Origin of the sequence: Shewanella sp. 10N.286.45.A1 (assembly GCF_041470405.1) — a bacterium.
Classification (GTDB): domain Bacteria; phylum Pseudomonadota; class Gammaproteobacteria; order Enterobacterales; family Shewanellaceae; genus Shewanella.
The window spans coordinates 1-622 of record NZ_JBFRMK010000454.1 but is presented as its reverse complement, the minus strand read 5'-3'; the positions used below and the strand labels follow the sequence as shown (position 1 = coordinate 622).

Annotated in this window: 2 protein-coding genes; both read left to right on the top strand. The window is 36.2% G+C overall.

Annotation, left to right across the window (positions count from 1 at the left end):
• Positions 1-124: 124 nt before the first annotated feature.
• Positions 125-358, top strand: a complete 234-nt coding sequence (locus tag AB4238_RS22375; RefSeq protein WP_372035838.1) for a ribbon-helix-helix domain-containing protein — start codon at positions 125-127, stop codon at positions 356-358.
• Positions 345-608: a type II toxin-antitoxin system RelE/ParE family toxin gene (locus tag AB4238_RS22370; protein ID WP_372035836.1), complete on the top strand. Its 264-nt coding sequence runs from the start codon at positions 345-347 to the stop codon at positions 606-608. Before AB4238_RS22375 ends, AB4238_RS22370 begins: the two co-directional genes overlap by 14 nt.
• Positions 609-622: the final 14 nt, after the last annotated feature.

Genomic DNA, 622 nt, shown 5'->3' with positions numbered 1-622 from the left:
ATGGCACATAGTGGCCAATTGGTAAGGGGAGTCCATATCATACGTTAGTTGCTCATCGCCGCCCCGTGACATCATAACGTTGTGGTGTTATGATGTTGTTTGTCAATTTAAAGGAGACAATATTATGAGTAACTTATCAAAACGTTCTACCGTTTATTTTGAACCGAATATTCATCAAGCTTTAAAAATGCGTGCAGCTTCTGCCCACTTGTCTGTTTCAGAATTAATAGATGAAGCGGTTCGTTTACTTATGCGTGAAGATCAAGAAGATCTAGCTGCAGTATCAGCAAGAGCTAATGAATCAGATATTTCATATGAAGATTTGCTAAATGATTTGAAGGCACATGGCAAAATATAGAATAACGTTTAAAAAGTCAGTAGCTAAAGATTTACGAATTATACCTAAAAGTGATATTATAAAGATTTTAGGTAAAATTGACACCTTATCGGAGAATCCAAGAGGTGAAGGTTGTATAAAGCTATCAGGCAAAGAAAACTATAGAGTTCGTCAAGGCTTATACCGAATAGTGTATGAGATTAAAGATGATGTACTTGTAGTCAACGTGGTTAAAGTCGCTCATAGATCTCATGTGTACAAGAACTCCTAACGTATAAGGATAGG